Origin of the sequence: Candidatus Manganitrophus noduliformans (assembly GCF_012184425.1) — a bacterium.
Lineage (GTDB): Bacteria > Nitrospirota > Nitrospiria > SBBL01 > Manganitrophaceae > Manganitrophus > Manganitrophus noduliformans.
On sequence record NZ_VTOW01000006.1, the window covers coordinates 1 to 23644 of the forward strand.

Consider the following 23644-nt stretch of genomic DNA (forward strand, 5'->3'; position numbering starts at 1 on the left):
AGGAAAAGCTCCTGAGAGTGACATCTAAACTAAAAGAAAAATGAAATTCAGCCGGCTTCATAAAGGCAACCAGAGGTTAACAGATAGACTTCGTGATCCAATATCCATTTTTTCAGCACCCTGCTAGAACCCGTGTTCGGACAAAGAAGCTCGCGGCGGTTACTAAGGCCTCTGAATTAACTCCAAAGCCAGAAGTTGAAGGGATATCCCAACACCTTAAGGAACTCATATCTGCTATAGATCAACGAATTTCTCAGCTTGAAAAAACTTTGGACCCAGAGCAACGGAAGGCCAACGAAAGAGAATTACAAGAGCTAGAAGACCGTAACTGGTTATCGACAATACTCCCTGAGGTTGAAGAAGAAATCTCTAGGCTCAAGATAATTGCTGCATTTGACATGGCTATTCAGGATACCGATACGAATCGCATTACGAGAAAAGCGACCGAGGTATCCCGCTCCTTGGTAACTGATAAGATACGTGATGCGTTTGCTGCGGAAGTAGCAGCATTAGGAATCGCAGACAGGCGGATTGAACTTGTCCAAGAGCCGAGCGGGTATGGTTCAACGAAGTTTAGAGTTTCGTTAATCCGTAGCCCCAGCAGCAAGGTCGCACAAGTCCTCAGCGAGGGAGAGCACCGATGCGTTGCTTTAGCAGCCTTTCTGGCTGAGCTCTCCACAGCTAACAACCCTTCCGGAGTTATATTTGACGATCCGGTATCTTCTCTTGACCACAATCATCGAGGTGTATTAGCAACCAGATTAGTACGTGAAGCAGCAAGCCAACGACAGGTTATCGTCTTTACCCATGATATTCCTTTTCTCATGCTACTGGATGATGAGGCACGCAGGGTTGGGCTCGATCCGAATTACCAAAGCGTTAACCGGGCCGACGACCGGTCCGGCATCTGCTCCCAGGGAACCCCTCTCAAAGCTCAGTCGATTCCGGAAATTCTTGACAAAATAGAGAAGCGTCTAAGTTCGACCAAAGAACTCTATCATTCCGGCCGCAAAGATGAATGGTGTGAACAATTTAAGGCAATGGCAGGCCGCTTGCGGGACGCATGGGAGCTTGCTGTCGAAAACGTGGTCGCACCCGTATTCCGGCGCTTTACCCACAAGGTCCACATCTCTGGCTTACGTCAACTAATTGTCATAACTGAACAAGATTTTATCAATATGAAGGAAGGTTACGATATCTGCTGTACCTATTGTCATACAGACCCTGCAGAGCTAAATAGACCAATACCAACTCCTGATCAAATTGACCTTGAGTTGAAACGTTTGCGTCTTTGGTTTGATAGCGTTCGGACCCGTCAAGACCAAAAGAGGTAGTTTACTGTTCATGCCCCATTTCTATACCGAAGACCAGCTTTGCGAGCAACCCGCGATTCAACTTTTTGCGACATTGGGCTGGGCAACCATTTCGGCAATGGAAGAAGTCTTCGGTCCAAGCGGAACGCTCGGGCGCGAGACAAAGGGCGAAGTGGCCCTGGGGCGGCCACTTCGGACCGCGCTAGAGCGGCTGAATCCTGGCCTGCCGACAGAAGCAATCACCACCGCAATCGATGACCTCACGCGCAACCGCTCCGCAATGATCCTCACAGCAGCAAACCGTGAAGTCTACACGCTGCTGAAGGAAGGCATTCCCGTCTCCGTGCCGGACCGGGAACGGGGCGGGCAGAAAACCGAGCGGGTCCGGATGATCGATTGGGAAAACCCGGAATCCAACGACTTTCTCCTCGTCAGCCAGATGACCATCACGGGCCCCCTCTACACCTGCCGTCCGGATCTGATCGGCTTCGTCAACGGGCTGCCGTGGATCGTCATCGAACTAAAGAAACCCGGCATTCCCGCCCGGCAAGCCTTCGACGACAACCTCACCAGCTATAAAGACCCGCAAAACGGCATCCCAGCCCTCTTCTGGTTTAACGCGCTCCTCATCGCATCGAACGGCACCGACAGCCGCATCGGCTCGCTCACCGCCGATTGGGAGCGGTTCTTCGAATGGAAGCGGATTGAGCGGGAAGACGAGCCGCGACGCGTGTCGCTGGAAGTGATGATCCGCGGCACCTGCGCGCCGCCGCGCCTGCTCGACCTCGTGGAGAACTTCACCCTCTTCTCCGAGCAAAAAGCCGGACTCGTGAAAGTGCTCGCGCAGAACCATCAGCTCCTCGGCGTTAACAACGCCATCGCCGCCACCCTCGCCGCGCGGAAGCAGGGCCACGGGCGCGGCGGGGTCTTCTGGCAGACGCAAGGTTCCGGCAAAAGCCTCTCGATGGTTTTCTTTTCCCAAAAGATTCTTCGCAAGGTGCCGGGGAACTGGACCTTTGTCGTGGTGACCGACCGCACCGAGTTGGACGACCAGATCGCGAAGACCTTCAAAGCATGCGGCGCGGTCAGCGAAGCGGAGGGGGAGATCTGCCACGCCCAGAGCGGCGCGCACCTTCGGCAACTGCTCGGCGAAAACCACCGCTACGTCTTCACCCTCATCCACAAGTTCCAGACGACCGAAGTTCTCTGCGACCGGCCCGACGTGATTGTCTTGACCGACGAAGCACACCGAAGCCAGTACGACACCCTTGCCCTGAACATGCGCACCGCGCTGCCGCGCGCGCTCTTCCTCGCCTTTACCGGAACGCCCCTCATCGCCGGGGAGGAGCGGACGCGCGAAGTCTTCGGCGACTATGTGTCGATCTACGACTTCCAGCAGTCGGTGGAAGACGGCGCGACGGTGCCGCTGTTCTATGAGAACCGCACACCGGAGCTGCGGCTGGAGAACCCAAACCTCAATGACGACATTTACGCCCTCATCGAAGCCGCGGAGCTGGACGAAGAGCAGGAGAGGCGATTGGAGCGGGAGTTGGGCCGGCAATATCACCTCCTCACCCGCGACAACCGGCTCGAAACGGTCGCGAAGGACATCGTAAAGCATTTCCTCGGCCGCGGCTTTCAGGGGAAAGCGATGGTCGTCTCCATCGATAAGGCGACCGCGTTTCGGATGTACGACAAAGTGCGCAAGCACTGGGAGGCCGAGTGCAAGCGGGTGGAAAAAGAGTTAGACCGGCTCACCCGCTACGGCGCGAAGTCCGACCCCGACCAGGTGAAGGAGCTTCAACGGCGACTCGACCTAATTCAAAGCACCGACATGGCGCTGATCGTCTCACCGGGCCAAAACGAAATTGCCCAGATGAAAGAGCATGGCCTCGACATCATCCCCCATCGAAAACGAATGAACGAGGAAGAACTGGACGAGGAGTTCAAGAACCCAACCAATCGGCTCCGCCTTGTCTTCGTTTGCGCGATGTGGCTGACCGGATTTGATGCGCCGAGCTGCTCGACGATCTATCTCGACAAGCCGATGCGGAACCACTCGCTGATGCAGACGATCGCGCGCGCCAACCGCGTCTTTCCCGGCAAGCAGAGCGGCCTGATCGTCGATTATGCGAACGTCTTCACCTCTCTGGAAAAGGCATTGGCGATCTACGGCGCAGGCAAAGGGGGGGCGATGCCGGTGCGGGACAAGCAAAAGCTGGTAGAGGAGTTGCGGCAAGCGGTTACGGGAGCGGCGGCGTTCTGTGCGGAGCAGGGAGTCTCGATTGAAGCGATCGAGGCGGTCCCCTCCGGAAATTTCGACCGGGTCAAGCGAATCGGCGAAGCGGTGGAAGCACTGATCACCCCCGACCCCCTCCGCAAAGGATTTCTGGCCCAGGAGCATCTGGTGCGAACGCTGTTCCAGGCCGTCAAGCCCGATCCGGTCGTCACCGAATTTGCCCCCCGCGTCTCTTGTCTCAGCACGATCGCCGATTCGATTCGCGAAAGAACCGGCGAGGGCCGGGCCGATATCTCGGCCATCCTCTCCGATGTGAACCATCTGCTGGACGAGTCGATCGCTTCCGACGGCTTCGTTATCAAGGAGAGTAAAGAAGGCTACGGCCGCATCGACCTCACGAAGATCGATTTTGCGGCGCTGGCGAAGCGGTTTGGTAAATCGAAAACAAAGAACATCGAGCTGGAACAGCTCAAGGCGGCGATTCGCGCCCAGTTGGACAGGATGGTTCGCCTCAACAAAACACGGGCCGACTACCTGGTCAAGTTCGAGGAGCTGATCGAGTCTTACAACACCGGCAGCCGGAACATCGAGGAGCTTTTTAAAGAACTCCTGAATCTGAGCCGAGCGCTTTCCGAGGAGCAGCAGCGCCACGTCCGGGAGCATCTCTCCGAAGAAGAGCTGGTGGTCTTCGACATCCTGACGCGCCCCGCGCCCGAGTTGAGTTCCGAAGAACGCGACGAGGTAAAAAAGATCGCGCGTGAGCTTCTTCAAAAACTGAAGGAGCTTCTGGTCTTGGATTGGCGGCAGAGATCGTCCGCCCGTTCTCAGGTAAAGCTTGCAATCGAAGATCTGTTGGACCGCGGTCTCCCGCGCGCCTATTCGCCCGACCTCTATCGGCAAAAATGCTCGGCGGTGTTCGAACACTTTTATGAAGCCTATACCGATAGGGGAGAGAGTCTCTATGGAAATGTAAGCTGAGAAAGAATAGATGAGCTCGCAATTAATCTGTTAGAAACCGGTTCTGCTCCCAATGGCGAGGAATCGCCCGGGTCATCCCTTCTTACCGTCCCGCCGCGCCTCTTCCGCCAGCTCGGCGAGTATCTGAAGCGCCTGCAGCGGGGTGAGGTTCATCGGGTCGATTTTCCGGAGGCGTTCTACAATAGGGCTGGTTTCCGCCGCGGGGGACGCAGGGGCGGGAGGAGCGGCGAAGAGATCGGGCTGCGCCGGGGGGGAGAGGGCCGGCTGCCAGGCATTTTCTTCAAGTTGTTTCAGCACCGCCTTGGCCCGATGGATGATCTCCGCGGGAAGCCCGGCGAGCCGGGCCACCTGAATGCCGTAGCTTTTGTCGGCCCCCCCTTCGACCATTCTTCTCAAGAAGATGATCTCGTCGTTCCACTCCCGGACCGAGACGTGATAGTTCCGAATCCCTTCGTTGGCGCCGGCCAGCTGCGTCAGCTCATGGTAGTGGGTGGCGAAGAGGGTCCGCGCCCCGAGGCGGTCCGAATGGGCGTGCTCCGCGATCGCCCAGGCGATGCTCATCCCGTCGAAGGTGCTCGTCCCCCGGCCGATCTCATCGAGCAGAATCAAACTCCGGGGAGTCGCGTGCCGGAGGATCTGGGCCATTTCGGTCATCTCGACCATGAAGGTGCTCATCCCTTCCGAGAGGGCGTCCTGCGCCCCGACCCGCGTGAAGATCTGATCGACCACGCCGATCGTCGCCTCGCGCGCCGGGACGAAGCTTCCCATCTGCGCCATTAAAACGATCAGCGCCACCTGCCGCATGTAGGTCGATTTCCCCGCCATGTTCGGGCCGGTGAGAATCAACAGCCGCTGGGAGGGGGGATCGAGGAGGGTATCGTTGGGAACGAAGCGCTCCCTCGCCCTCAACTGCTCCAGGACCGGATGTCGCCCTTCGACGATGCGGATCGTCCTCCCTTCGTTCACCGTAGGACAGACGTAGTTGTTTTGATGCGCCACCTCCGCGAGGGCCGCCGTCAGATCGAGAAGCGCGACCTTCTTTGCCATCGACTGGACCCGACCCGCCATCAGCGAGAGGTCGTGCCGGATCTCTTCGAAGGCCGACTCCTCCATTGCCCGGATCGCCTCCTCCGCCCCGGTCAGCTTTTCTTCGATTCTTCGCAGTTCGTCGGTGGTGAATCGCTCGGCCCGGGTGAGGGTCTGCTTGCGAACGTAGTCGGGGGGAATCTTCTTCAACTGGCTCTCGCTCACTTCGATGTAGTAGCCGAAGACCTGGTTGTAGCGGACCTTGAGCGATTCGATCCCGGTCCGCCGCCGCTCCTGAAGCTCGACCTGGGTCAGCATCGCGCGTCCCTCTTTCTGAAAACGCCGAAGCTCGTCCAGTTGCGGAAGATACCCTTCCCGAATCACCCCTCCTTCTTTGATCGAGAGGGGGGGCTCGGGGACGATGGCGCTCTCGATGAGCCGGTAGGCCTCATCGAGGTTATCCCAACTCCGGAGGGTCTCTTCCAACAGAGGCGCCGTCGCGCTCGACAAGGCCTTGTGAATCTCCGGAAGAAGCGCGATCGACTCCTTCAGCGCCACCAGATCCCTCGGGTGAGCCGCCTTGAGGCTGATTCGTCCGATGAGCCGTTCGAGGTCGGAGATCTTCTCGAGCAGATTTCGAAGGCGGGTCCGAAGCAGGAGATCGTCGTAGAACGAAGCGACCGCCTCCTGCCGTTCGATGATCTTCGCGGGGGAGAGGAGAGGACGGAGGATCCATTCCCTCAAGAGGCGTCCCCCCATGGCGGTCACCGTCCGATCGAGCAGGTGAAGCAGCGTTCCTGGGGCCCCCTCGCGCGAAGTCGGAACCAATTCCAGGTGCCGCTGCGCCAAGGGATGCAGGCGCATCTGCTCCCCGGAAGCGTGCGGCCGAAGCGAGAGGATGTTGCCGAGGGCGGTCTTTTGCGTCTCCTGAACGTGGCCCAAGAGGGCGCCGGCGGCAAGGAGCGCGGGACGATCCCCGCCGAGGGCGGCGACGGAATGGATTTGAAAGTGAGATTTCAGCAGGGCTTCCGTCCGCTCCGGAATGAAGAGGGCGGGCGCCGTGTAGCGGATCGGCCATCGCCGGAAAAAGAGCGGCGCCTCTTTCCCTTCGAGGGAGGCGGGGAGAATCACCTCCCTCGGATCGATCTTCGAAAGCTCGCTTTCGATCTCGCTCCAGCCGTCGGCGGAGGCGATCCGAAAATCGCCGGTGGAAAGATCGAGATAGGCAAGGCCGAGCGACTTGGCTTTTTCCAGCGGCGAGGCGAAATCCCAGGCGACGGCGGCGACGTAGTTGTTCTCCTTGGGGGAGAGGAGCTCCGGCTCGATCAGCGTTCCGGGGGTGATGATCCGCACGACCTCCCGTTTCACCAGCCCCTTCGCCAAGGCGGGGTCTTCCACCTGCTCGCAGACCGCCACCGCGAGGCCGGCCTTGATCAGCTTGGCGATGTAGCCGGAGGCGGCATGGTAGGGAATGCCGCAAAGCGGAACGGAGTTCTCTTTGCTTTTATCCCGTGAAGTGAGGGCGATCTGGAGGATCTTCGACGCGGTCACCGCATCTTCGTAGAACATCTCGTAGAAGTCGCCGACGCGGAAGAAAAGAATGGCGTCGGGATGCCGCCGCTTGGTATCGAGGTATTGTTTCATGAGGGGGGTGACTTCAGCCATTTCTTAAATCTCATTTTCCATTGACCATTTTTCATTTATCATTTTCCATTGCTCAATGACAAATGAAAAATGGCAAATGACAAATGGAAAATTGTTCCCCCGTTACCCGTCTCCCATTGTATCGTCCTGGCTGTCGTCATCGGTTGAATAGGCCGGACGTTTGGGGCCGGACGTCCTTAACGCTTCCGCGCGCAGATGGTCGAGGTCGGCCTCCAACACTTCGATCCGCTTGTTCAGCTTTCGTTTCTCCAGCTTCATCTTCAGCCATCCCGGAAAGGTCATCAGCACCGCGAAGAGAATCCCGATCAAAAAGGAGCCGATCACGATCAGATAAGCCGGGACGGGGGGGAAGGGCCCTCCCCCGATGAAGTGAAGCGAGATCTGCTCCTCTTGATTCATGTAGGAAAAGGTGAAGAGAAAGAAGACGACGATAATGAAGAGGATCAGTCGGAGCACGGCGGCCTCATTTGAAATGACGCTTCAATTGGCGGTAGGTCTCCCGGATGTCTTCCGGGATGACCCGCACTTCCGGGGTCACCGTCATGAAGTTGGTGTCGCCTCCCCAACGCGGGACGATGTGGAAGTGAAGATGCTCTTCGATCCCGGCCCCCGCGGCCTTCCCGAGATTCAGCCCCATGTTGAATCCGTCCGGTTTGTGCGTTTTGCGAAGAACCGCCAGCGATTTCTTCATCAGACGCATCATCTCGGTCGTGATCGTATCGGAAAGCGCTTCCAGGCTGTTCACATGCCGATAGGGCGAGACCATCAGATGCCCGTTGTTGTAGGGGTAGAGATTCATCATCACGAAGGCATGTTTCCCCCGCGCCAGAATCAGATTGTCACGGTCTTTCTTCTCCCCCGGCTTATCGCAGAGGATGCAGCCGGGCGTTTTCTCCCCTTTGATGTAGTCGATCCGCCAAGGCGCCCAGAGATGCTTCATCCTTTTTTCAGCTCCTCCATGATCTTCTTGAGGTCTTCCCAGACGGTTTTCTTCTCGTTGGGGTTGCGCAGGAGGTAGGCGGGGTGGAAGGTCGGAAGGAGCTTCACGCCGTGATAGTCGTGGAATTTCCCGCGCAGGGCCGAGATCTTCTGCTGCGTTTCGAGAAGGGTTTGGGCCGAGAAGGTGCCGAGGGCGCAGATGACCTTGGGGCGGATCGCCTCGATCTGCTTCAGCAAAAAGGGGCTGCACGCCGCGATTTCATCCGGCTGCGGGTTCCGGTTCTCCGGGGGGCGGCACTTGATGATGTTGGCGATGTAAACCGTTTCCCGAGAGAGCCCCATCGCCTCGATCATCTTGGTCAAAAGCTGTCCGGCCCGCCCGACGAAGGGTTGCCCCTGAGCGTCTTCATCGGCGCCGGGCGCCTCGCCGACGAACATCAACGCTGCATGGGGATTTCCCGTTCCGAAGACGATGTTCTTCCGGGTCGAGCAGAGTTTGCAGCGCCGGCAGTCGCCGATCTCGTCTCTCACCTCCGACAGGGTGCTTGCCGGGGTCGCCTCGGAGGCGATCGGAAAAAGGGCGCTCGGCGCTTCGGCGGCGAGGAGCGATGGCTCCGCCGGTTCGTAGGGTTTTGGTTTATTTTGATTTGGCATCCGTTGCGTCCCTTCATCCACTTGTATTGTGGGCACCGGCGAGACCTTCCAGGCATCGATCCCTTCCTGGCGATACCAGGAGAGCCGGGCCTTCATCTCGCGCGCAATCGCCGCTATTTCTTCCCGTCGAGGATCTTCCACCGGCGCGCCTCCCGAATTTTACGAAGCCATTCTTGATAATGCGATCCCGACGCGGAGAGGTGGAGCTCCCGCTGATCCTCTCCTGCATACTGAAAGGTGATCGTCAGCCGGGCCGGGGGGAGAACCTCCAGCCCTTTGTCGGCCCATTCGACGGCGGCGACACCCTCTCCCTCCAGGAATTCTTCCAGGCCGAGCGCCTCCATCTCGGCCGCCTTCTCCATTCGATAAAGATCGATGTGATAGAGCGGAAGCCGTCCTTCGTAACACTGCATCAGGATGAAGGTCGGGCTGGTGATGTAGCGCTCGGCGACCTCCAGTCCCTTCGCCAGTCCCTGAACGAAACGGGTCTTCCCGGCCCCCAACGGTCCGACGAGGGCGAGGACTTCGCCGCCGGCCGCTTCTCTTCCGATCCACTCCCCCAGGGCGAAGGTCGATTCGGAGCGATCGCTCCAGAGGGAGAGGCTCTCTTCGGGACGATCCTGGGCGGCCGGAGGAACCATCGATCCCTTCTTTCCTAAGCCGGGATGAAGCATCGCTCCATCGCCTTGGCCAAATTTTTGAGCGTTTCGACGTTGCGCACGATATGGGAAGGCTCCGTATCGGAGGGGCCGTCGTACGGCTTCCCCACCACCAGGGCGTCGGGGCCGAGCTGGAGGCTTGAGAACTCATCGAGGGGGGAGAGGAATTCTTTGACGCCGGCCTTCTCGAAGATCTCCCGGGCCGCTTCCGGGTTGAGCGATCGAAGTTGATAATTCGGCGCGGCCTCCGGCACGATTTGGCCGGCGTCTCCGGAAAAGGTCTCCTCATTCTTGATCGGCTTGAAATACTCCGCCTTGAGAAGAAGAAGATCGCACGGCAGATCGGCTTTGAGGCTGTAGATATAGTAGAGGATATGCTGGCGGCCGACTTTGACGACCTTGAAGAAGAGGTCGAATCGTCTGCCGTCGATATCGCCGGTGAAGTAGGGATAAACGAGCGCGTTTTCCTGCGCGACCAAACCTTGCAGCTCGGCGGCGAGGCGGAGGAAATTTTTCTTGATCCGTCGTTTGTCGATCCAGGAATGGACCACCATCGAAATGCCGATGACGGAGAGGATGAGGAGGAAAAAAGCGGTAATTTGGGACAGTGTCATGTAATGCCTCTTCATTTTTGTTTGTTTCATGATGTTCTGTAGGGGCGTATTGCAATACGCCCCTACGGCGGTAAGACGCCGGAATGACGTCTCACATAATTTTGAATCGCCTCCGGGATCTTCTGAATCAAATCGGAGGCGATCAGGCCGATCTCCCCGCGGTCGGCGGCGGCGAGATCGCCGGCCGTGCCATGGAGCGCCACCCCCCCGGCGGCGGCCTCGGCCGGGTCGATCCCCTGCGCCAGCCAGGCGCCGATCATCCCGGTGAGGGCGTCCCCGGTTCCGGCGGTCGCCATTCCCGGATTGCCGGTGTTGTTGACCCGAACGAATCCGTCGGGGGTGGCGACGACGGTGTGCGCTCCCTTCAAGACCAGAATGGCCCCCCATTGCTCCGCAAAATGGGCCGCGACGGTGAAGCGCTCTTTTTGAATGAGATCGGTCCGCTTTCCGATCAAACGGCTCATCTCTCCCGGATGCGGGGTCAAAATCGCCGGGGCCTTCCGTTTCTTCAGCGCCGAGAGATCGCCCGCGAGGGCATTCAGGCCGTCGGCATCGACGACGATCGGAAGAGAGATCTCGGCGATCAAGGTTCGGATCAGCCGCTGCGTCTCCTCGTTTTGCAAAAGACCCGGTCCGATGGCCACGGCATCTTTCCCCTGAACCGCTTGAAGAAGACTTTTCTCCGCCGCAAGCGAGAGGGTCCCCTCCGGCGTTTCCGGAAGGGGAAGGGTCATCACCTCCATCAAATCGGCCGTCGCGAGATCAATCGATTTCGGAAGGGCGACCGTCACCAGTCCGGCGCCGCAGCGCAGCGCCGCGAGAGAGGTCATCAGCGCCGCCCCTTTTTTGCCGAACGAGCCGGCGATGACGAGAAGGTGTCCCGCCGTCCCCTTGTGCGCGCCGCGCGGGCGGGGAGGGGGGAAGCCGGCGAGTCCTTCCGGGGTGATCAGATCGACCGGGATTTTGGCCGCCTCGATCATCGCCGGCGGGAAGCCGATGTCGATCACGGCGAGTCGGCCCCGGACCTCCAGCCCCTCCTGAAGAAAGTGGCCCCATTTCGGGAGGGCCATCGTAAAAGTGTAGTCGGCCTTCACCGCGACGCCGAGGACCTCGCCGGTATCGGCCGAGATCCCGGAGGGGATATCGACCGCAACGACCTTCCGGCCCGATCGGTTGATCAGGGTGATCGCCTTGGCGTAGTCCCCCTCGACCGGATGGGAGAGCCCGGTGCCGAGGAGGGCGTCGATGATCAGATCGCTTTCCGACAGCTCCCGCGTCAGATGGTTCCAGCGGAACGAGCCGGCCACGTGAAGGACGCCGCCGGTCTGCATCCAGATGTCGAGCGACGTCTTCGCGTCCCCCCCGACCTTCTCGATCGGCGAGAAGAGGTAGACGATGACCTGCGCGCCGCGCATCCGCAGATGCCGCGCCGCCGCGATGCCGTCCCCGCCGTTGTTCCCGCGTCCCGCCAGGATGACCACCCGCTTGCCGGCGGCCGGGCCGAGCGTTTTCTCGATCTCGTCTACCAATCCCCGGGCCGCATTCTCCATCAGCAGGAGCGAGGGAATGGCGTAGTCGGTCGTCGCCTTCCGGTCGAGCTTTTTCATCTCCTCCGCGGTCACGATTTTCATTGATTCGTCACCAAAATCACTTGCGCGATCGAATAGTCATGATCATGCGTGATGCTGGCGAAGACGTCGGCGACGTTTCGCGCGTCGGCCAGCTCGCGCGTCCGGCCCCAGAGCTTCACCTCCGGTTTGCCCGCCGGGTTGTTGATCGTTTCGATCTCCCGCCATCGGGTCCCCATCCGAAGTCCCGTCCCCAGCGCCTTGAGGATCGCCTCCTTCACCGCGAACCGGGCGGAGAGGTGGACGTGGGGCGCCTTTCGATGAAGGCAATAGGCCTGCTCGGTGGGGGTGAAGACCCGGTCGAGAAAACGAGGGCCCCATCGCGCCGTCATCTCTTGAATCCGGGAGATTTTGACCAGATCGACCCCGATTCCGACAATCGTCATGACTGAAAACCGGGGGCCAGGGGCCGGGGGCCAGGTGTCGGGGAAGAACGAAAAAGAGAGTTCCTTTGAGGCGCCCCCAGGATTTTCTTTTGGTTTTCCCCGGCCCCTGACACCCGGCCCCCGGCCCCCATCATCGGATTCGTTCCTTCATCTCGCGGACGGCCCGCTCCATCCCGACCAAGACGGCCCGGGCGATGATGCTGTGGCCGATGTTCAGCTCCTCGATCTCCGGGATCCGCGCCACGGCGGCGACATTCTGATAGTCGAGGCCGTGCCCCGCGTTGACTCCCATCCCGAGTTTGGCGGCGAGCCGGGCCGCCTCTAAAATTTGATTCAGCTCCGTCCGGCGGTCTTTTCCCCGGCTGTTGGCGTACGGGCCGGTATGGATCTCGATCAGATCGGCCGAGACCTTATGCGCCTCCTTGATTTGCGCCGGATCGGGATCGATGAAGAGGGAGACCTCAATTCCCCCGTCGTGAAGCAGGTCGATCGCTTTCTGCAATTCATCCCGGTTCGAGACGACGTTGAGTCCCCCCTCGGTTGTCAGCTCTTGCCGCCGCTCCGGGACAAAGGTCACCATTTCCGGTTTCACCTCAAGGGCGATCCGGACCATCTCATCCGTCGCGGCCATCTCCAGGTCAAGCTTGGTTTGAATCGTTTCCCGAAGGATTTTGAGGTCTCGATCGTGGATGTGGCGTCGGTCTTCACGGAGGTGGACGACGATCCCGTCCGCTCCTCCCAATTCCGCCAGGACCGCCGCAGCGATCGGATCGGGCTGTTTCGCCTTCCGCGCTTCGCGCACCGTCGCCACATGATCGATATTCACCCCGAGTCTCGCCAAGCGTTTCTCCTCTTTGTTGAACACGCACGCGCGTCGCATTCCCCGCAGCTTGCTGCGAAAGTTAGACGCGCGAATACAAATAGAGTCTTTCCATCCTTTCGGGTCGAAGATTCCCCGCAGCTTGCTGCGGGGAGCTTCAATAGGAAATTTTAGAAGAACCCCTTTAAATTCGGACCATTATTGCAGAAACGGACCAGGGGGTCAAGGGCCGAGGCGGGCGGTTTTTATCCATTTTACGGGATGTGCGGGGGCGGGTTTTAAACCCGCCCCCGCAGGAAATCTCGATCCAAAATCCGAAATCGCCGATCCGGCAATCGTCAGGCGAGGATCGCCATCCCCGCGGGGGGGAGATCGATCCGGACCGTCGCCCGGTCCTGATCATAGAGGACCGGAACCCGTTTGTTCCGGGGGGGGTGGCGAAGCTCCGTCTCGCCCCAATCGCCCCGGTAGAGAAAGGTCATCATCGAACCGGGGGGGTGCAAGGAGGCGTCTACCGTGACATCGGCTCCGCGGGGCGCGGTTCCATGGGGGTTGAGCGCGACCAATACCTCCTGATCGAAGAGAAGGCGCGACCAGGCGGCCAGCTCCCCGGCGCCGGGGATCGAGAAGGGCTGTCCCAGAAAGGAGGTCTCGCGAAGGTACTGGCGGCCGCGCCGCAGCGCGAGGCCGGTGGGGCTGTTCTGGTTTCGGATCCGCGCGATCGCCCTGATCCGAAGGAAGGTCGGATGGTTGGGATCGAAGAAATGGCAGCCGGCGGTTCCGAATGCGCCGAAGCTCCCGCCGAACATCGCCTCGCGGATGTAGCGGTCTTCGAAACCGGAGTCGATCGCCGGATCGTGGCGGTCCTCCGTCCCGTCGAAGGCCTGCTCGGTGCCGTAGTAGAGGCAGGGGATGCCGAGGGTGGTCAGCTGGACCCCGACCGCGTGGGCGACCTGCTCGGCCTTGTTGGGGATCGGATTGCGCGCCGCAAAGCGGTGCTTTCCATCGCGTCCGACCATATCGTGATCGTCGAGGATCGAGATATGGTAGCGCCCGGTCTCCCGATGGCTTCCGAGGATGTCGTGGCCGCTGAACTGATTGAAGAATCGGGCCGGCTCGGTCAGCCCTTTGACCAGGGCGGTGAGATTCCGGGCCGGCTCGCCGATATCGAGGGCGGCGTCCAGGTTGCGGCCGAAGATGTCTAGATAATCGCGCGCGAGCGCGGCGCCGCCGGTGACCTCGCCGACCAGGAAGAAGTTTTCTTTTCCGATCGACTCGGCATATTCGCGGATCGCCCCGCAGAAGTTTCGGGAGCCTTCGAAGCTGACATGTTTCACCGTGTCGATCCGGAAGCCGTCGCAGTCGCTCAACGCGATCCAATATTGATAAACACGGGCGACCGCCGAGAGGGCTTCGTTCCGGTTCAGGTTGATATCTTTGAGATCGAAGAAGTCGCCCCGGCGGAATTCATTTTCGGGATGGAGCGGATCTTCCCACGGCTCCGGATCCCACCGCCCGATCCGCCCGGCGCGGGTGTACCAATCGCTGTTTTGAAACTCCTTCGGCCAGACCCCGTCGTCGAGCGAGAGGATATCGGGAATGCTGGCGCCGGTTCCGGATCGCCAGCCGTGCATCGGATACGGTGGCGCATAGCGGTAGGGGAGGTCGCTCTTCGGCCGGCCCCCCTCATCGTAGAACCAGTTGTTGCCGGAGTGGTTGTAGATGATATCGAGGAGAATGTACATCTCGCGGTCGTGGGCGGCGTCGACCAGATCCCTCAGCTCCTGAAGGGTCCCGAATCGGGGATCGATATCGAGAAAGTTCTGAATCCCGTAGCCGTGATAGGTCTCCAGATCGGGCCGCTGGCGCCAGATCGGGCCGATCCAGAGGGTGGTGACGCCGAGCTCTTTCAAGTAATCGAGTTTGCCGGCAATCCCCTTGAGGGTGCCTCCCTGGAATCGCCTTCCCGATTCCTGCCAGAGTCGCCGATCGGCGGCGGCATGTTGATCGGGACGTTTCCAATCGAATAAGGGGCGTTCTTCTTCATGCCCGTCGCTGAAGCGATCGGGGAGAAAAAAGTAAAGGGTCTGGTCGCGCCAGGTGGCGGGGCTTGGCTGAACGCGGCCGCGGGGTCTAAGGTCGGCGGCCGAGAGGGTCGTGGGGGCGGATGGTTCGACGATGGTCGGCATGGTCGGTCCTCCTGGGATTGAGGTGAGGGGCTTTCCTCAGGATAGCCAAATGAGAGGAGAGAATTCAACTGTCGGTTTCGGAACGGGCTTATGTTAGAATAAAATTAAATGGTCATCACGGAGACGGAATCATGCCGATTACCATCGGGCGAGGGCCCGAGGTTACATTCACCAATCCATTGGGATGGCTTCGCGGTTGCCACGACCGGATCGCGCACTTTCTGAAAGTGCTGGCGACCGTGGCGATCCGGCGGCAATGGGGGGCGCTTCACCGGGCCGATCGGGAGGCGCTCGAAGCGTTTCTCCGCTACTTCCGGGAGGCGGCCCCGAAGCATACCGAAGATGAGGAGCAGTCGCTTTTTCCGAGGTTGAAGGAATCAACCGCTCCGTCCGCGGTCGCGTTGCGGCCGACGCTGGATGCGCTGGCGGCGGAGCATCGGACGATCCAAAAGATCCAATCTGAGGCTGAACAGCTTGTCGAACGGTGGCTGATGGAAGGGCAACTCCTCCCTCATGAAGGGAAGCGGCTGCTGGCGCTGCTTCCGCCGCTGCAGGGATCGTATGAAAAGCATATGGAGGTTGAGGATCGGGAGGTTTTTTCGGTCGCCGCCCGTGTCCTGACCGCATCGCAGATGGTTGCGATGGGGCGCGAGATGGCGAAGCGGCGCGGGATCGATCCCGACCTGGCGATCGCCTATCCGATGGAAGGTCCCCCGGCCGACTGAAGCAAGGCTGAAGAGGAGCGAAGCGAATGTCCCAAAAGCCCCTTGTGTTGTACCATGCCGGATGCGCGGACGGTTTTTCCGCCGCCTGGGTGGTGCATCAACTCGGAATCGACGCCGAGTTTCGCCCGGTCGACTATGAGCATGGCCCGCCCGACGCCACGGGGCGCGACGTGATGATCTTCGATTTCGCCTACCCGCGCGAAGCGCTTCTGGCGATGAAGGAAAGGGCCGCTTCGCTCGTCGTCCTCGATCACCATAAAACCCACGCGGAAGTTCTCTCCGATCTGCCGTTTTGCCGGTTCGATATGGAGAAATCGGGGGGACAGATGGCGTGGGAATATTTTAAGAAGGATGAGCCCCCTCCCTGGCTGGTCGCCTATACGGAAGATCGGGACCTCTGGCGCTGGGCGCTGCCTCACTCCCGTGAAGTAAACGCGGCCCTTCGCTCCTACCCGAGAAAGCTCGACGTTTGGGACGCGCTCGCAAAACGGGACGTGCTCGAATTGGTGGCGGAGGGAAAGGCGATCGCCCGCTACGAGGACCAGCTGGTCCGGGCGCTCGTCCGGCTGGCGCGGGAAATCGAATTCGACGGCCACAAGGTCCTCGCGGTCAATACCTCCGCCCTTCTTTCGGAAGTGGCGGGGAAGCTGGCGGAGGGCCGTCCCTTCGGGATCGCCTGGTTTACCCGCGCGGACGGAAAACGATCGGTCGCTCTTCGCTCCCGCGAGGGGGGAATCGACGTTTCGGAGATCGCCAAGCGCCACGGCGGCGGGGGGCATCGGAACGCGTCCGGCTTTATCGCCGAGGCGAAGGGGTTTGATTATTGATCGTCGAACGCAAACGATCGTGAGGTCGGCCGTCCTTCCTCCAGAAAAATCAGCTTCAACCGAACCGCCTCCTTGCTCCACGCCATCAAACCGATCGATCGCTTCAGCGAGAACCGCTTCGGTCCGGCGCCGCCCGGATTGAAGTAGATCATCCCGTCCTTCTGCTCGATGATTCCCTTGTGGCTGTGGCCGGAGATCACCAGATCGGGATCGGCCCCTTTCAGCCGCTCTTTCATTTCACCGGCCGGCTTCCAGTAATCTTTGACATTGTGAATCAGCAGGATTTCTCTTCCGTCGAGCTCGATCCGATCCACATCGGGGAGGCGTTCGAGCGGTGTGCCGAGATCATTGTTTCCCCGAATCGCCGTGACCGGCGCGATCTTCTCCAGGGCCGAGAGGACCTCCTCGCTTCCGATGTCGCCGGCGTGAAGAATTCGGTCGACCTTTTCGAAATGCTTCAGCGCCGCCGGATCGAGCCGGCCATGTGTGTCGGAAATGATGCCGAATCGGGTCATCGCCGCCCCGCTATAAAGCCCGGAAGGGATCGAGCGGTTCCAGCCCGTCGATTTTCCAACTCCCCTCCTCGAAAACCATCCGGTACTCGACCGCGGCGAGCCGGGCGTTTGCCCCGGCGACATCGACCTCCAGCGCGGCGCGGGTGTCGCCCGGGCGGAAATGAAGCCTTCGGAAGAGGACCTGCGCCGGCCGGGCGATCTCCTTAAAGCGGGCGCGAATCCTCGCCTCAAAGAGGTCCCGCGGGAATTTCTTTTGGAAGGCCTTGGAGACGAAGGTATAGGCGCCGCTGTAGTCGTCCCGCTTAAAGGCGTCGAGTTGTTGCCGGATGACCGACGCGATCTGCGCCAGCGTTTCCTTTCGATCGGCCGGGGGAGCGGCCGGTTCGGTGAGAGCGGCCGCTCCGTTCGATCCGTGGAGGGGGCCCCCTGCGGTGCAGCCGAGGAGAAGAGAAAGGAGCATCATCATCCCGGGAAGGATCAGGGCTCTTATCCCCACCCGATCGGCCCCCTTGCCCGAAGGGTGGTGATCGTGATGCCGTCCACTCGCCACCCTTCCTCTTCCCGGATCATTTGATATTCCGCCGTGACTTTTTTATGATTGAACCCGGTGATCTCGACCCGGGCGGTCGCGTGGGTCGGATCGGGGGCGAAGCGGATCTCACCGAGCGACACACTGAGCGACTTGGTGATTTCCGGATACTCGGCGCGGACCATCTGCGCGTACTGGTCGAGTGAGAGCCGGTCTTTGGTCTTTTTGGACACGAGGCGGTAGGCTTCCTCATAATTGTTGAACGTGAACGCGTCGAGCTGCTGCCGGATGACCGACGCGATCTCTTGCGCTTCGGGAGAGGGATCCGGGGCTTGAATGGGGCGCGTCGAGGGGCGCAAGGTAAACAGGGTGAACCAGAGGATCAGGCTGGGGATCATGGCGGCCTCCGAGGAAGGGGGTTTCTGCCGGATCGGATTATAACATGAGAAGTGAAGGAGAACCTAGATGTTAAAATCCAAAGGGTCACCGCGCGGCGTTCGATTTCAATTTCTACCAGGCGTAGGCTTCCGGCGCCTCTCCCCGGGGGCCGGGCCAGATTTTATCCAACTGCCGGAGGAGCTGTTCGTCGAGGGTGATCTCGAGCGCGCGGAGGCTGTCGGTCAGCTGCGCCAGGGTCCGGGGGCCGATGATCGGGGCGGTAACGACCGGATTGGAGAGGACCCAGGCGAGGGCGACCGTCGACGGCGATTCGCCGATCTGTTTGCAGAGATCTTCATACTGCGTCAACTGGGCGCGATGTTTTTCGACCTCGGACTGGAACTCCTCCGTGCTCCGCCGCCCTTCGGTCGGCTTTGCGAGGGCCCCGGCCAGGAGACCGCCGGCGAGGGGACTGTAAGGAATCAGTCCAAGGCCGTAGGCGCGGCAGACGGGGATGACTTCCAACTCGATCGTTCTTGTTTGCAGGCTGTAGATGCTCTGCTCGCTGACGAGTCCCATGAAGTGGCGCCGCGCGGCGAGCTGATTTGCGGTGGCGATCTGCCAGGCGGGGAAGTTGCTGCTTCCGACGTAGATCACCTTTCCCTGCTGCACCAAGATCTCCATCGCCTGCCAGATCTCTTCCCAAGGGGTTTCCGGGTCGATGTGATGCATCTGGTAGAGATCGATGTGGTCGGTCTGCAGCCGCCGCAGGCTCTCCTCGCAGGCCCGCCGGATGTGATAGGCGGAGAGCCGCCGCTCGTTCTCCAACTCCCCCATCCGGCCGTAGACCTTCGTCGCCAGGACGATCTGGTCGCGGCGGCCGCCGCCTTGCGCGAGCCAGCGGCCGATGATCTGCTCCGTCCACCCTTCGCCGCGCTTCCAACCGTAGACGTTGGCGGTATCAAAAAAATTGATCCCGAGCTCCAACGCCTTGTCCATGATGGCGAAGCTTTCCTGCTCACTCGTCTCCGGTCCAAAGTTCATCGTGCCGAGGCAAAGACGGCTGACCTTGAGCCCGGTTCGTCCCAATCCAACATAGTCCATTCGCGCATCTCCTTGTGTATTCGTTGCAGAGGCTGGGTCGCTCCGTTTTCGATGACTTGTCCCTTGCAAATTAACCGATTTCCCCTCAGAGTGCAAGCGCTGTTATAAGTTGAAAAAAGTTTTTACAAGGTATTGAAACCGATAAATCGCCTTGTATATAATTTTTATATTGATCCTGAACGTTGATACGAAGCATATCTGAAAAGAGAATTCCTCCTGCTCATGAAAACATGCCGGAACACTGGGAACGATGGATCGTTCATTGATCGTATCGCGGGTTTTTTATTGCCTTTGCGCGATGTTTCCGCGCCTACAGTCAGGATAAGCGTCGGATGGGTTCCGAATCAGCCATTGGGAAAGGAGGAGAATCGTCCGTATTGAAGGTAAAAGCGAGCCCATCGCAAAATCTATTTAAGAAGTCTCCCACGGGAATAAAAGGCCTGGATGAAATTACCGCCGGTGGATTCCCCAAGGGCCGTCTCACCTTGATTTGCGGCGGTCCGGGATGCGGTAAATCGCTGATGGCGACGCAGTTTTTGGTCAAGGGAGCGGTCCATTACGATGAACCGGGCGTCTACGTCTCTTTCGAGGAGCGTCCCGAGGAAATAATTCAGAATGTCGCTTCGATCGGATTTGATCTGGCCGGCCTGATCGCGAAAAAGAAAATCGTCCTCGACTATGTTCACGTCGAACGGAGCGAGATCGAAGAGATCGGGGAGTATGACCTCGGCGGGCTCTTTGTCCGGTTAGAAGAGGCGATCCAAGCGGCCGGGGCCAAGCGGGTGGTCATCGACACCATGGAAACCCTTTTTGCCGGACTGAGCAACGCCGCGGTCCTTCGATCGGAAATCCGGCGCCTCTTCCGGTGGTTAAAGGACAAAGGGGTGACCGCCGTTGTGACTGCGGAGCAGAACGGGGCCGCATTTACGCGGCAGGGACTGGAAGAGTATGTTTCCGATTGCGTGATCCTCCTCGATCATCGGGTCAAAGACGAGCTCTCCACGCGAAGGCTGCGGGTGGTGAAGTACCGCGGCTCGGAGCACGGGACGAATGAATACCCCTTCCTCATCGAAGAGAAGGGGATCTCGGTCCTTCCGATTACCTCCTCCCTCTTAGACCATCCTGCTCCGATGGATCGGATTTCAACCGGTATTGCCGGATTGGATGAGATGCTGGACGGCGAGGGCTACTTCCGGGGAAGCACCGTCCTGATCTCGGGGACGGCCGGCACCGGAAAGACGAGTATGGCGGCCCATTTCGCCAGCGCCGTCTGCCGCCGGGGAGAGCGGTGTATTTACTTCACCTTTGAGGAATCGGTCGCTCAGATTCTCCGCAATATGCGATCGATCGGGTTAAATCTCGGCGTCTGGGTAAAAAAAGGAGATCTGAAGTTCAATGCGGTCCGACCGACCCTCTCCGGCTTGGAGCGGCACCTCGTCAGCGTCCATAAAATGATTCAGGAGTTCGCGCCGATCGCCGTCGTCATCGACCCGATCACCAACCTGACCACGGTCGGGCAGACGATGGAAGTCCAACTGATGTTGACCCGGCTGATCGGCTTTTTAAAGGCGAAGGGGATCACGACCCTCTTCACCAGTTTGATCGGCGGGGGGCATGTTGTCGCGCAATCGGAGGTCGGCATCTCTTCCTTGATCGATACCTGGATTTTGCTTCGCGATATGGAGAGCGGGGGGGAGCGGAACCGGGTGGTCGAGGTCTTGAAGTCGCGCGGGATGGCCCACTCGAATCAGATCCGGGAGTTCTATTTCAGCAATCGGGGGATCAAACTTCTCGACGTCTATCTTGGACCGACAGGGGTGCTGACCGGCTCGGCCCGGATCGCGCAGGAGTCGCGGGAGCGGTCGGCCCTTCTGGCGCAGCGCCAGGAAGTCGAGCGGAAGCGGCGCGATGCTCTTCGGAAACGGAGAGGGCTTGAAACGCAGATCTCGGCCCTTCAGGCCGAACTGGACGCGGAGGAGCAGGAGTTGCGCCGGCTGTCGGAAGAGGAGCATCAGCGGTTCCAGCAAGTTCTGGCGGATCGGGCGGCTCTCGCCCGGAGCCGCAAGGCCGATCCTTCCTCGAACGGGATCAAGGCGGAAAAATCGAGAAGCTGAGACGCGATGGCACGGAGAAAAACAGGGGATAAAAAAAACAAATCGATGGAGCCCCTCTGGGAATTGCGTCTTTATGTCGCCGGTCTGACCGCCAAGTCGATGACCGCCTTGGCCAATTTAAAAAAGATCTGTGAAGCCCATTTGGATGGAAAGTATCGGATCGAAGTCATCGATTTATTGAAGCAACCGCAACTCGCGCGAGGAGACCAGATCTTAGCGACGCCGACGCTGGTTCGAAAGCTCCCCCCGCCTGTTAAAAAAATCATCGGCGATTTGTCGAACGCGGAGCGGGTTCTCGTCGGGCTCGACCTCCGCCCTATTCATGAGAGAACGTTAGAGTGAAGAGAGTCAGTAAAAAAACGAATGCCGCTGCTTCTATGATGGAAAATCTTTCCGTTGAAAAATATCAACTCCGGCTCTTCGTGACGGGGGCCACGCCTCAGTCGACGCGGGCCATCATGAACATCAGGGAGATATGCGAAACACATCTGAAAGGGAGATACAATCTGGAAATCTACGATCTCTACCAGCAGCCCTCTTTGGCGAAAAAGGAAGGGATCATCGCGGTCCCGACACTGATCAAACGGTCCCCCCTTCCGCCCAGGAGACTCGTCGGCGATCTCTCCAGCCAAGGGCGGGTTCTCTTGGGGCTGGGAATAACGGCTTAGCGCAGATCGGCGGCATGCGGCGGGAGGCGACCAAGAAAGAGCTGGCTGAACAGGTGGCGGAGCTTCGCGCGCGGCTTGAAGAGGCGGAAGAGACCCTCCGCGCGATCCGCAAAGGAGAGGTCGATGCCCTGATTGTCGAGGGGGCGGAGGGGCCCCAAATCTTTACCTTGAAGGGAGCCGACCATACCTACCGGGTTCTGATCGAAGCGATGGATGAGGCGGCTTCGGTTCTGGCGGACGACGGCACCCTCCTCTACGCAAATCGATGTTTTGCGAAGATGCTGAAGACCCCGCTGGAGAAACTGATCGGCCATTCGATTCTGCCGTTTATCGGGCCGAAGGACCAGGCGACCTTCGAAGCGCTCATCCGGGAGGGGAGGAAAGGAACCCGAAAGGGGGAGATCGCGTTAAAAACCGGGGGGGGGAATCTGCTGCCGGCGTACGTCACGGTGAACACCATCGAGCTCGATCAGGTTTGCCGGATCGGTCTGGTCATCACCGATCTCACCGAGCAGAAACGGAACGAGGAGATCGTTGCCGCCGAGAAGCTGGCCCGGTCGATCCTGGAGCAGGCGGCGGAGGCGATTGTCGTCTGCGACGAAGGGGGCCGGATCATCCGCGCCAGCCGGATGGCCCATCGCCTTTGCGATAAAAATCCGATCTTCCAGCCGTTCGATGCGGTTTTTCCCCTCTATTTGTCTCCGAAAGGATCGGCGGTGATTTCCGAAGCGCCCGGCGGCGATCAGGGCCGCCCCTTCTCGATCGCATCGGTTCTGAAGGGGGAGGCCATCCAGGGGGTCGAGGCGCGCTTTGAAAAAGAAGACGGAGAGCGGTTCGATCTGCTGGTGAGTGCCGGCGTCCTCTTCGGAGCCGGAAGCCGGCGGATCGGCTGCGTCGTGACGCTGACGAACATCAGCGAGCGCAAGCGGGCGGAGGAGGAGCTGAAGCGCAAGACGCTCGAAGCACAGGAAGCGAGCCGGTTGAAATCGTATTTCGTCTCCAATGTCTCTCATGAGTTGAGAACCCCGCTGAACAGCATTATCGGTTATACCTATCTTCTGCTCGGGGGAACGTATGGTTCCCTCGATGAGGCGCAGCGCACGTCGCTCGAAGCGGTCTCCCGGAACGCGAAGGAGCTCTTAATTTTGGTTAATGACATCTTGAATCTTTCGCGGATCGAATCGGGAAAGCTCTCTCTGGAGGTCGATTCCGTTCGCCTTCGCCCCCTGGTCGAGGAGGCTCTCACCGCGGTGAAGCCGCTTCTCACGGGGAAATCGCTCGCGCTGCAAGTGAAATTCGCCCCCGGCATCGGCCCTTTGCAGACCGACGGGTTCAAGGTCAAGCAAATTCTGATCAACCTTCTCTCCAACGCGGTTAAGTTTACACAGAATGGAAAGATTACCCTCCGGGTTGAAAACCGGCCCGAAAAAAAGGGGATCGAAATGGTCATCGAGGATACGGGAATTGGGATTCCGCCGGAGCAGCTCTCGAAGATCTTCGACCCCTTCTACCAAGCCGACGGCGATATGACCCGGGAGTATGGCGGGGTCGGCCTCGGCTTGACCATCGTCAAAGAGCTGGTCGCTCATCTTCAGGGGGATATCCAGGTCGAGAGTCAATACGGCGATGGATCGACCTTCACCGTTTTTCTCCCGTATCGGATTGAAGTTTAAT

The 23644-nt window shown here is 59.5% G+C and carries 22 protein-coding genes; 8 read left to right on the top strand and 14 right to left on the bottom strand.

What is annotated here, in order from left to right:
• Positions 1–92 precede the first annotated feature (92 nt).
• The gene (locus MNODULE_RS21520; protein WP_168063258.1) at positions 93–1334 is read left to right on the top strand and encodes an AAA family ATPase; all 1242 of its coding nucleotides are present in this window, start codon (positions 93–95) and stop codon (positions 1332–1334) included.
• Between the two features lie 10 nt (positions 1335–1344).
• On the top strand, positions 1345–4530 hold the full coding sequence (locus MNODULE_RS21525) for a type I restriction endonuclease subunit R (RefSeq protein WP_168063259.1): 3186 nt from the start codon (positions 1345–1347) through the stop codon (positions 4528–4530).
• A gap of 72 nt (positions 4531–4602) precedes the next feature.
• Here MNODULE_RS21525 and mutS read toward each other — a convergent pair whose 3' ends face one another.
• The 10 genes from mutS to MNODULE_RS21575 all read right to left on the bottom strand — a co-directional run bounded on the left by mutS (position 4603) and on the right by MNODULE_RS21575 (position 15110).
• Complete coding sequence (mutS, locus tag MNODULE_RS21530) at positions 4603–7221, bottom strand: DNA mismatch repair protein MutS (RefSeq protein WP_168063260.1); 2619 nt, start codon at positions 7219–7221, stop codon at positions 4603–4605.
• Positions 7222–7323: 102 nt separating this feature from the next.
• Positions 7324–7677: a lipopolysaccharide assembly protein LapA domain-containing protein gene (locus MNODULE_RS21535; RefSeq protein WP_168063261.1), complete on the bottom strand. Its 354-nt coding sequence runs from the start codon at positions 7675–7677 to the stop codon at positions 7324–7326.
• A 7-nt stretch (positions 7678–7684) separates the two neighbouring features.
• Entirely contained in the window at positions 7685–8161 is a 477-nt protein-coding gene (locus MNODULE_RS21540; protein ID WP_168063262.1) for an HIT family protein, read from the bottom strand.
• On the bottom strand, positions 8158–8955 hold the full coding sequence (locus tag MNODULE_RS21545; protein WP_202882311.1) for a uracil-DNA glycosylase family protein: 798 nt from the start codon (positions 8953–8955) through the stop codon (positions 8158–8160). The genes MNODULE_RS21540 and MNODULE_RS21545 overlap by 4 nt, the downstream gene beginning before the upstream one ends.
• Positions 8928–9488, bottom strand: a complete 561-nt coding sequence (tsaE, locus tag MNODULE_RS21550) for a tRNA (adenosine(37)-N6)-threonylcarbamoyltransferase complex ATPase subunit type 1 TsaE (protein ID WP_202882312.1) — start codon at positions 9486–9488, stop codon at positions 8928–8930. The genes MNODULE_RS21545 and tsaE overlap by 28 nt, the downstream gene beginning before the upstream one ends.
• Entirely contained in the window at positions 9470–10087 is a 618-nt protein-coding gene (locus tag MNODULE_RS21555) for a hypothetical protein (RefSeq protein ID WP_168063263.1), read from the bottom strand. The genes tsaE and MNODULE_RS21555 overlap by 19 nt, the downstream gene beginning before the upstream one ends.
• Before the next feature lie 62 nt (positions 10088–10149).
• Entirely contained in the window at positions 10150–11718 is a 1569-nt protein-coding gene (locus MNODULE_RS21560; RefSeq protein WP_168063264.1) for an NAD(P)H-hydrate dehydratase, read from the bottom strand.
• Positions 11715–12101 (bottom strand): holo-ACP synthase, encoded by a 387-nt coding sequence (gene acpS, locus MNODULE_RS21565; protein WP_168063265.1) that lies wholly within the window; start codon positions 12099–12101, stop codon positions 11715–11717. The genes MNODULE_RS21560 and acpS overlap by 4 nt, the downstream gene beginning before the upstream one ends.
• Positions 12102–12231: 130 nt before the next feature.
• Positions 12232–12942: a pyridoxine 5'-phosphate synthase gene (locus MNODULE_RS21570; protein ID WP_168063266.1), complete on the bottom strand. Its 711-nt coding sequence runs from the start codon at positions 12940–12942 to the stop codon at positions 12232–12234.
• A 317-nt stretch (positions 12943–13259) separates the two neighbouring features.
• The gene (locus tag MNODULE_RS21575; RefSeq protein ID WP_168063267.1) at positions 13260–15110 is read right to left on the bottom strand and encodes an alpha-amylase family glycosyl hydrolase; all 1851 of its coding nucleotides are present in this window, start codon (positions 15108–15110) and stop codon (positions 13260–13262) included.
• A 131-nt stretch (positions 15111–15241) separates the two neighbouring features.
• Here MNODULE_RS21575 and MNODULE_RS21580 point away from each other — a divergent pair, with 131 nt between their 5' ends.
• On the top strand, positions 15242–15835 hold the full coding sequence (locus MNODULE_RS21580; RefSeq protein ID WP_168063268.1) for a hemerythrin domain-containing protein: 594 nt from the start codon (positions 15242–15244) through the stop codon (positions 15833–15835).
• A gap of 26 nt (positions 15836–15861) precedes the next feature.
• Positions 15862–16662, top strand: a complete 801-nt coding sequence (locus MNODULE_RS21585; protein WP_168063269.1) for a DHHA1 domain-containing protein — start codon at positions 15862–15864, stop codon at positions 16660–16662.
• Here MNODULE_RS21585 and MNODULE_RS21590 read toward each other — a convergent pair.
• From MNODULE_RS21590 to MNODULE_RS21605, 4 genes are all read right to left on the bottom strand, one after another.
• The gene (locus tag MNODULE_RS21590; protein WP_168063270.1) at positions 16656–17177 is read right to left on the bottom strand and encodes a metallophosphoesterase family protein; all 522 of its coding nucleotides are present in this window, start codon (positions 17175–17177) and stop codon (positions 16656–16658) included. The genes MNODULE_RS21585 and MNODULE_RS21590 overlap by 7 nt on opposite strands.
• A gap of 10 nt (positions 17178–17187) precedes the next feature.
• Positions 17188–17727: a DUF4864 domain-containing protein gene (locus MNODULE_RS21595; RefSeq protein ID WP_168063271.1), complete on the bottom strand. Its 540-nt coding sequence runs from the start codon at positions 17725–17727 to the stop codon at positions 17188–17190.
• A complete protein-coding gene (locus MNODULE_RS21600) occupies positions 17664–18104 on the bottom strand; it encodes a DUF4864 domain-containing protein (RefSeq protein WP_168063272.1) in 441 nt (146 codons plus the stop codon). Before MNODULE_RS21600 ends, MNODULE_RS21595 begins: the two co-directional genes overlap by 64 nt.
• A gap of 112 nt (positions 18105–18216) precedes the next feature.
• A complete protein-coding gene (locus tag MNODULE_RS21605) occupies positions 18217–19188 on the bottom strand; it encodes an aldo/keto reductase (RefSeq protein ID WP_168063273.1) in 972 nt (323 codons plus the stop codon).
• A gap of 332 nt (positions 19189–19520) precedes the next feature.
• On the opposite strand from MNODULE_RS21605, the gene kaiC reads away from it, so the two are divergent.
• The 4 genes from kaiC to MNODULE_RS21625 are packed head-to-tail and all read left to right on the top strand — an operon-like array spanning position 19521 to position 23643.
• Entirely contained in the window at positions 19521–21302 is a 1782-nt protein-coding gene (gene kaiC / locus MNODULE_RS21610) for a circadian clock protein KaiC (RefSeq protein WP_168063274.1), read from the top strand.
• Positions 21303–21308: 6 nt separating this feature from the next.
• Complete coding sequence (gene kaiB, locus MNODULE_RS21615) at positions 21309–21644, top strand: circadian clock protein KaiB (RefSeq protein ID WP_168063275.1); 336 nt, start codon at positions 21309–21311, stop codon at positions 21642–21644.
• Positions 21641–21970: a circadian clock KaiB family protein gene (locus MNODULE_RS24890; protein ID WP_202882314.1), complete on the top strand. Its 330-nt coding sequence runs from the start codon at positions 21641–21643 to the stop codon at positions 21968–21970. Before kaiB ends, MNODULE_RS24890 begins: the two co-directional genes overlap by 4 nt.
• A 14-nt stretch (positions 21971–21984) precedes the next feature.
• Positions 21985–23643, top strand: coding sequence for a PAS domain-containing sensor histidine kinase (locus MNODULE_RS21625; RefSeq protein WP_168063276.1), 1659 nt, complete (start codon positions 21985–21987; stop codon positions 23641–23643).
• Position 23644: the final 1 nt, after the last annotated feature.

Excerpts from the sequence above, each read along its gene's own strand:
- MNODULE_RS21525 (WP_168063259.1), top strand. The coding sequence starts at position 1,345 with ATGCCCCATTTCTATACCGAAGACCAGCTTTGCGAGCAACCCGCGATT.
- mutS (WP_168063260.1), bottom strand. The coding sequence starts at position 7,221 with ATGGCTGAAGTCACCCCCCTCATGAAACAATACCTCGATACCAAGCGG.
- MNODULE_RS21540 (WP_168063262.1), bottom strand. The coding sequence starts at position 8,161 with ATGAAGCATCTCTGGGCGCCTTGGCGGATCGACTACATCAAAGGGGAG.
- tsaE (WP_202882312.1), bottom strand. The coding sequence starts at position 9,488 with ATGCTTCATCCCGGCTTAGGAAAGAAGGGATCGATGGTTCCTCCGGCC.
- MNODULE_RS21555 (WP_168063263.1), bottom strand. The coding sequence starts at position 10,087 with ATGACACTGTCCCAAATTACCGCTTTTTTCCTCCTCATCCTCTCCGTC.
- MNODULE_RS21560 (WP_168063264.1), bottom strand. The coding sequence starts at position 11,718 with ATGAAAATCGTGACCGCGGAGGAGATGAAAAAGCTCGACCGGAAGGCG.
- acpS (WP_168063265.1), bottom strand. The coding sequence starts at position 12,101 with ATGACGATTGTCGGAATCGGGGTCGATCTGGTCAAAATCTCCCGGATT.
- MNODULE_RS21575 (WP_168063267.1), bottom strand. The coding sequence starts at position 15,110 with ATGCCGACCATCGTCGAACCATCCGCCCCCACGACCCTCTCGGCCGCC.
- MNODULE_RS21580 (WP_168063268.1), top strand. The coding sequence starts at position 15,242 with ATGCCGATTACCATCGGGCGAGGGCCCGAGGTTACATTCACCAATCCA.
- MNODULE_RS21585 (WP_168063269.1), top strand. The coding sequence starts at position 15,862 with ATGTCCCAAAAGCCCCTTGTGTTGTACCATGCCGGATGCGCGGACGGT.
- MNODULE_RS21590 (WP_168063270.1), bottom strand. The coding sequence starts at position 17,177 with ATGACCCGATTCGGCATCATTTCCGACACACATGGCCGGCTCGATCCG.
- MNODULE_RS21600 (WP_168063272.1), bottom strand. The coding sequence starts at position 18,104 with ATGATCCCCAGCCTGATCCTCTGGTTCACCCTGTTTACCTTGCGCCCC.
- MNODULE_RS21605 (WP_168063273.1), bottom strand. The coding sequence starts at position 19,188 with ATGGACTATGTTGGATTGGGACGAACCGGGCTCAAGGTCAGCCGTCTT.
- kaiC (WP_168063274.1), top strand. The coding sequence starts at position 19,521 with ATGGGTTCCGAATCAGCCATTGGGAAAGGAGGAGAATCGTCCGTATTG.
- kaiB (WP_168063275.1), top strand. The coding sequence starts at position 21,309 with ATGGCACGGAGAAAAACAGGGGATAAAAAAAACAAATCGATGGAGCCC.
- MNODULE_RS21625 (WP_168063276.1), top strand. The coding sequence starts at position 21,985 with ATGCGGCGGGAGGCGACCAAGAAAGAGCTGGCTGAACAGGTGGCGGAG.